The sequence below is a fragment of the Chlorobium sp. genome (genome assembly GCF_036528655.1).
GTDB lineage: Bacteria > Bacteroidota > Chlorobiia > Chlorobiales > Chlorobiaceae > Chlorobium.
This window is the reverse complement of sequence record NZ_JAIGND010000034.1, coordinates 1-6,038: the sequence shown is the minus strand read 5'-3', so window position 1 is coordinate 6,038 and position 6,038 is coordinate 1. Positions and strand designations below refer to the sequence as shown.

Sequence of the window (6,038 nt, the reverse complement as noted above, 5' to 3'; positions counted from 1 at the left end):
ATCCCTCTTGTTCTACCGGGGCAGACCGGTTCTTGTCACCGAAAACGACTACCTCCACAAACTCTTCAACGGCGATACCGGCATCATCCTCCCAGACCCGGAAACCGGGAACCTGAAAACATATTTCACCGCCCCCAACGGCACAGTCCGCGCCATCTCCCCGGAGTTCCTTCCGGCGCACGTAACAGCCTTCGCCATGATCGTGCACAAAAGCCAGGGCTCCGAGTTCGACAGGGTACTCATGGTGCTGCCCCGCCGGAGGATACGCTTCTCCTGACGAGGGAGCTGATCTATACAGGCATTACGAGAGCAAGGCAGGCCGTTACGGTGTGGAGCGATGAATCTGTTTTCAGCGCTGCAGTAAAGCGCAGGACGGAGCGGAGAAGCGGGTTGCGGAAGATGCTGGTAAGTCGTCAATAGACATCCACGTGGAGCGAGACGACAAGGTTGCGAAGTTCTGGCTCGACCCGATTCGTCTCCAGAATAGCGGAGGTTTCAGTCGGTTTGAATTGAAAGAGATTCGCGGTATCATTGAAAAGCAACAGAAATCCTTCATGGAGGCATGGGATGAATATTTTAACAGGCATACTTTGGGACGCTGATCCGTTGCTAAAAATACTGTGATCTGGTATCTTGAAATCAGGAGAAAACCCGATTGCCGGGCAAAATATTAAGGGAGAGTGCGATGCCGCGAGGCCCGAGACTTGATGCGCAGGGAACCCTGCATCATGTGATTATCCGGGGGATCAAGCGGGGAAGCATTGTTCGTGACGATACGGACCGGAAAACTTTCTCGACACGCATGGGAATCTCTCGATTCATGAACATCGTTTGAATTATCAGGAGGAATGTAGTATTCTTACTGGTAATACGTAATACTGGAGGGTGACATGAAAGTGACAACAAAAGGGCAGGTGACGATACCTGTTAACATACGGGAAAAGTTGGGGATAACCCCTGATACAGAAGTCGATTTTATGCAGGAGGGGGATCGCATCGTGATAGTAAAACGAAAAGACGCAACTACGGCGAGTCGGAAATTTAAAAAGCTTCGGGGGATTGCGACTGTCAAAATGACTACGGACGAAATCATGGCGCTCACAAGAGAGGTATGAACGGTCTGCTTGTTGATTCAAATATCATCCTGGATGTTTTTCTCGATGATCCTGTCTGGGCTGACTGGTCGGAGGCCGTTCTTTCTGAATATGCCACTCATTCCCCTTTATGCATCAATCAAATCATCTATTCCGAAATTTCCATCGGATTTAAAAAGATCGAGGAACTGGAGGCGGCGATTTCGTCAAGCGGACTTAAGATGCTGGAGATCCCAAAGGAAGCCCTTTTTCTTGCAGGAAAAGCTTTTCTCAGCTACCGAAAGCTTAAAGGTGAAAAGAGGTCTCCATTGCCGGACTTTTTTATCGGTGCCCATGCCGCAGTATCGGGTCTTGAATTGATCACACGGGATAAAAACAGATATCAAACGTATTTCCCGACAATCAGAATCATTTCACCGGAATAATCATTCTGCTCCTCCCCGTGGACCCGTTTGGGATGGTTGTTTGGGGCAATTCTTCGGGTAAGCAGGCCGGGTGGGCAGGGACTTCGGGACATCCCATAGTGAGAAAAGCAAATTCTTTTTTTTGTCAAGTATACAATATTTACCTACTGCGTCGATAACGCTATAATAATACCGTAATAGTCGAGCTTTGTCAGCGAGTTTCTCACCGATAATGAATCCTGTACCTCATCGTTATTGAGTATCCGACATGCTGTACTATTCCCCATTTCCAGCTGTCAATCATCCCCTATCCAGATTACAGGATTCAGTGAGAGGCCCGGAATTGTCCCCCACGAGGTCATAATGCCTCTACGTTCGCTACTCGGGCTGCTCTCTCGCTGAATCAAGGGCTCTGTAGCCGGAATTTTATGTGATCTTCAAGTGTTCGGCATTAAAATACTCGTGTTGTTTCATCAGCGTCCAGGCGATGACCAGGAGTTTCGAGGCTACCTTGGTTCGCATTTTCTTCAGGATGCCTTTTTCCTGTTCTCGTCCCTGTATTTTCTGGCTCAGGTACCTGATAAACAGGGTATTTCTTGTGGTGGCAACAATGGCAGCCTGCATCAGGGCAAAGCGCAGTTCAGCATTACCTTTCTTGGAAATCACGGGAACAGCCTTGCCAGCCGGCTTTCCGCTTCGTGAGGCACAGAGATCAAAACCGGCAAGCTTGATTACCTGTGCCTCATTGGAGAACCGTTCCGGGTCATGGATGGTTGCCAGAAATTTCGCGGTGATGAACGGCCCAAAACCGGGAATGCTGATCAGATACTGATACTCAGGCAACGACGAGGCTATCTTGGCAATTTCCCGGTCCAGATCATCGATATCTGCACGTATCTGGCAGAGTTGAGCAACCATCCGTTCTGCCATGTATTGCACAGACGAATCCACCGGCCTGCCGATCGAACGGTGAGCGTTCTGCCAAATATCCTCCAGAAACGCAATCTGTCGTTTGCCTTTTACCCGTGTGACAATATGCTGGCAAAACTTCTCAAAGGGCATTGCCGCAATCACTGCCGGTGAAAAACAGTTCCTGATAATGCTCAGGCAATCCTGCTGACAGGAGGAAAACCGGCGATCCAGCTCCGGGAAATACAACGCAAGCAGATTGTTGCGGATACGGGTTCTGAGCCCGGATTCCAGCTTACGGTATCGGCGCCTCAGGCTCAGCAACTCCCTGAGATCAAAAATCGCCTGTGGCGGGTTGTCGTAAAACTGGCACTTTCCCGCTCCTACCAGATCAGCCACATTGGCGGCATCTTTACGGTCATGCTTGTCCCAGCGATTATCGAGCAGTTCCCGGTTCCGGGTCACTGCTGTTCCGGACACTTGCGCCACCATGGCATCCCGTTGAATGAGGTATTCCGCTAATGGCTTATGGTAATTGGCTGTAGGCTCCATGCCGAAGACCACCTGAGTGAGCTGATGCTGCAATCTGAGCTGTTCGGCTCGTGCTACAAGCAGTTCAAAACCGCTTATGTCATTAGAAAAGATCAGTTGTTTGCACATGGTTTTACCTGCGGCGGTACCAAAGAATGCATGATGTTTCTCCTTGGCAATATCGATACCCACAATCAGATACTGCTCGGAATTCCGGATGCTTGATCGCATCTGCCGAAAGGCCTTGAGTCTCTCTGTCTCGCTGAGCATAACATCCTCCTTTTTATAGGGTTACAAAAAGCTGTTCTCCCATTTATTACAACACCAGGATGTTAGTGTTCTTACTCCCTTCTGATTCTCAATTACTATATAACGCTCGCAATTTCGTAAACTAACGCGATAATTAGTCTACGGCCTCTACACATCAATCATCAACGGCAAAGCTGTTATCGTCGATTTCGAACCGGTCCCCGAACTGCGTGACTCTGACCAGTAGTTGGGGGACATTTGTAACCGCTTAAACTTTTATTCTGAATTCATCAACATACGACGGGTTTTAGCTGATTATAATGGCGGACAGGAATGTCCGCCCTCCTTTAAGGGGGAGGGCCACTTTGGGGACTGTACATTTGGCTTTGCGACAACTGAAACACCCAGTCCGGCAACATCGAACACCTAATCCGCTCAGAAGCAACAAAGTGTTCGATTTTTCGCGGATTTACTGTTCGACCTTTTGCGGACGAAGTGTTTGATGTTCAGCGAATTTTGTGTTCGATGTTCGACGGATTATGAAGCTGAGTATTCTGCCGCATAGTGTACCACCGGTTCTGCAGGGGATTCCTGGACGCAGCGCAAGAGTGTCGCGCCCCCGCGGGCGCGTGGATCGAAATACGGTGACAATCCTGAATGGCAGGTTCTATTCCCCTCGCCTGGAGTGTGGGTGTTTTAAAGGCCGTAGCAGCAGTAGCGAGGCCTGCGAGCTGCTTTAGCCGACATCGATTTGCATGTGTCTTGCCAGCTCATGAAAATAATCCCTCGACCAGATTTTCAAGGCCTCGACATCTTTCACAAACCTTGAGACGTCAGTCTTGGCCGCCTCCACATCAAGCGCATTGATTCGCTGATGGAGCAACTGGCGAAATGCTGGTTCTGTGAGATACTCGTTCTGCAGATGACCACTCTGCTTTGCACGACTGATGAAGTGAGAAAGACTCATCGACGTTCCCTTTCTCACATACCACTCGAAATCGAACCAGTCACGACCCTTGATTCTGCTTTTCCAGTTTCTGAAAAGCAGGGCGTGCATCTTGCCGGCAAACAGGTCTGGCAGGCTGAAGCATTTGACATAGAAGGAAAATGGCTGGAGAAGCAGTTTTTCCTCGGTTGCAAAACCCAATGCTGGTAACGTATCGACCTCAAACTTGATCTTGATGATTTTGTCCGCATGAACGGCAACGCTGAAAAGACGGGTGTCGCCTTTCAGAAAAGCAGACTCGATGCCCGTCCGAACCGTTTTCCTTTTGGCTGATATTTCAACATCGAGCCCTAATGCTGTAAACTCTTCCCTGACCGCCTTGAAACAGGGTTCAAGCGAAAAGGCCGGATCAGCGACGAGCAGGGAGAAATCAAGGTCCTCGGAAAACCTGGGCAACCCGTAAAAGATCCGCAGGCAGGTGCCTCCGTAAAATGCCGCCTTGTCGAAAAAGCCTCCTCGATACAATCCGGCAAGCGCTATTTCCTGCATCACTTCACGCAGACCATTAAACTCCCCTTCGGTTGTCGTCGTGTCATATTTCTCGAGCATCTGCCGCAGTACCGTCATGATGCCTCCCGTTGCAGACCGTTAATCAGGGTAAGCAGCGCTTGCAGCATATCAGCCTTCACATTGACAGCAATACAGGCCCTTATGACTTCAGGATTGAAATGAGCCAAGGCATCTTCATCGATGCGCAGGTCGTCAAACAGCAGTTCGTGCAATGCTTTCTGTGACCGGACATTAAGGTTTCTGGTGAAGATGAGCTTGTCACAGAGCGCCTTTTCCGGAGATGCCATCAAAAAACCTGTTTGATCGGGATTCTCGACCCGATCGATACCAATGGAATACAGTTGAAGCTGTGCATGGGTATAGGAAAAGCGACCAACAGGCAGGTCATACACCTTGCCCCGCTTTATCGTCATCGAGGTCACTTCGATCACCCGTTCTGGAATGATTCCGTAATGGGACAAGGCATAATCCATCGAGACGTACGAGGGGCCATAAAGCAGGTTCGCCACAAGCGGTAAAGAAATCGGAATCCCGGTGAGTTCAGGGGAAACAGCATACAAGCCCTTCCTGATGGGCTGCAATAATCCATCATCGATCATCCGGACGATCTTGTCGTTCGGAGACCGATACTCCTCCAATATCGAGAGAAGGGTGCCATGCGTCAACGGGACACCAGCAAATGAGCGAAGCTTCTGCTCTAATCTCATAATTCAATAATTTGCACAGATAATCGAATATTATTCGGTTATCTGTGCAAATTAGCAAGCAACCGTCTCTTATACAAAATGAATTTTCTGTTCGTGGGGGCATTGTTTTGCAATAAAAGTGTTCGATGTTTCGCGGATTTACTGTTCGACCTTTTGCGGACGAAGTGTTCGATGTTCAGCGGATTATGCAGCTGAGTATTCTGCCGCATTGTGTACCACCGGTTCCGGAGCAATGTGTACCATCCCCAACGGGCAGATTTGTAACATCAATACCTGTCCCTATGGCCTCAAAAACCGGAGGAACAGATGGTACACAAACCATTGGATAGACTACAAATTCGAAGAAGGACAAAATGGAGTTGTGCGCTGATCAGGGCGGTGTTATGCACCTGAAATTTCGGAATGGATGCTCTGCGTCTGACCAGTTCAGGGCTGTACCTCTCCAGACCGCCCAGTAACCCGGCAGTGCCGAGCAGGCGCAGATAGTGCGCAAGTTTTGTCGTGTTTCCTGCATCCTGGAGCTGGCCGAGGATTTTCGTGAAGGAGAGAATCTGGCCCGAATAGCTGCAACCGATTTCAAAGAGCCGTTTCATCAGGGCGGGCTTGTCGACACGGGTCAGCATCAGAA

The 6,038-nt window shown here is 49.5% G+C and carries 7 protein-coding genes and 1 pseudogene; 4 read left to right on the top strand and 4 right to left on the bottom strand.

Features of this window, described 5'->3' with window-relative positions:
- The 4 genes and pseudogenes from K4305_RS10245 to K4305_RS10235 all read left to right on the top strand — a co-directional run.
- Nucleotides 1-420, top strand: a pseudogene (locus K4305_RS10245) (ATP-binding domain-containing protein); the annotation flags it as partial.
- Between the two features lie 8 nt (nucleotides 421-428).
- Nucleotides 429-602: a DUF4160 domain-containing protein gene (locus K4305_RS12330; protein WP_442880468.1), complete on the top strand. Its 174-nt coding sequence runs from the start codon at nucleotides 429-431 to the stop codon at nucleotides 600-602.
- 288 nt (nucleotides 603-890) lie between these two features.
- Nucleotides 891-1,115, top strand: a complete 225-nt coding sequence (locus K4305_RS10240) for an AbrB/MazE/SpoVT family DNA-binding domain-containing protein (RefSeq protein WP_331562334.1) — start codon at nucleotides 891-893, stop codon at nucleotides 1,113-1,115.
- Nucleotides 1,112-1,519, top strand: coding sequence for a type II toxin-antitoxin system VapC family toxin (locus K4305_RS10235; protein ID WP_331562333.1), 408 nt, complete (start codon nucleotides 1,112-1,114; stop codon nucleotides 1,517-1,519). Before K4305_RS10240 ends, K4305_RS10235 begins: the two co-directional genes overlap by 4 nt.
- 405 nt (nucleotides 1,520-1,924) lie before the next feature.
- Here K4305_RS10235 and K4305_RS10230 read toward each other — a convergent pair whose 3' ends face one another.
- From K4305_RS10230 to K4305_RS10215, 4 genes are all read right to left on the bottom strand, one after another.
- A complete protein-coding gene (locus K4305_RS10230; RefSeq protein WP_331562332.1) occupies nucleotides 1,925-3,208 on the bottom strand; it encodes an IS110 family transposase in 1,284 nt (427 codons plus the stop codon).
- Nucleotides 3,209-3,923: 715 nt separating this feature from the next.
- Nucleotides 3,924-4,760 (bottom strand): nucleotidyl transferase AbiEii/AbiGii toxin family protein, encoded by an 837-nt coding sequence (locus K4305_RS10225; protein ID WP_331562330.1) that lies wholly within the window; start codon nucleotides 4,758-4,760, stop codon nucleotides 3,924-3,926.
- Nucleotides 4,757-5,410 carry a type IV toxin-antitoxin system AbiEi family antitoxin domain-containing protein gene (locus K4305_RS10220; protein ID WP_331562329.1) on the bottom strand — a complete coding sequence of 218 codons (654 nt, stop codon included), beginning with the start codon at nucleotides 5,408-5,410 and terminating at the stop codon, nucleotides 4,757-4,759. Before K4305_RS10220 ends, K4305_RS10225 begins: the two co-directional genes overlap by 4 nt.
- A gap of 287 nt (nucleotides 5,411-5,697) precedes the next feature.
- Nucleotides 5,698-6,038: DUF4143 domain-containing protein (locus K4305_RS10215; protein ID WP_442880467.1), on the bottom strand; the 341-nt coding region annotated here is incomplete at its 5' end.

Coding starts and splice junctions, on each gene's coding strand:
- K4305_RS10220 (WP_331562329.1), bottom strand. CDS start 5,410: ATGAGATTAGAGCAGAAGCTTCGCTCATTTGCTGGTGTCCCGTTGACG.
- K4305_RS10235 (WP_331562333.1), top strand. CDS start 1,112: ATGAACGGTCTGCTTGTTGATTCAAATATCATCCTGGATGTTTTTCTC.
- K4305_RS10240 (WP_331562334.1), top strand. CDS start 891: ATGAAAGTGACAACAAAAGGGCAGGTGACGATACCTGTTAACATACGG.
- K4305_RS10225 (WP_331562330.1), bottom strand. CDS start 4,760: ATGACGGTACTGCGGCAGATGCTCGAGAAATATGACACGACGACAACC.
- K4305_RS10230 (WP_331562332.1), bottom strand. CDS start 3,208: ATGCTCAGCGAGACAGAGAGACTCAAGGCCTTTCGGCAGATGCGATCA.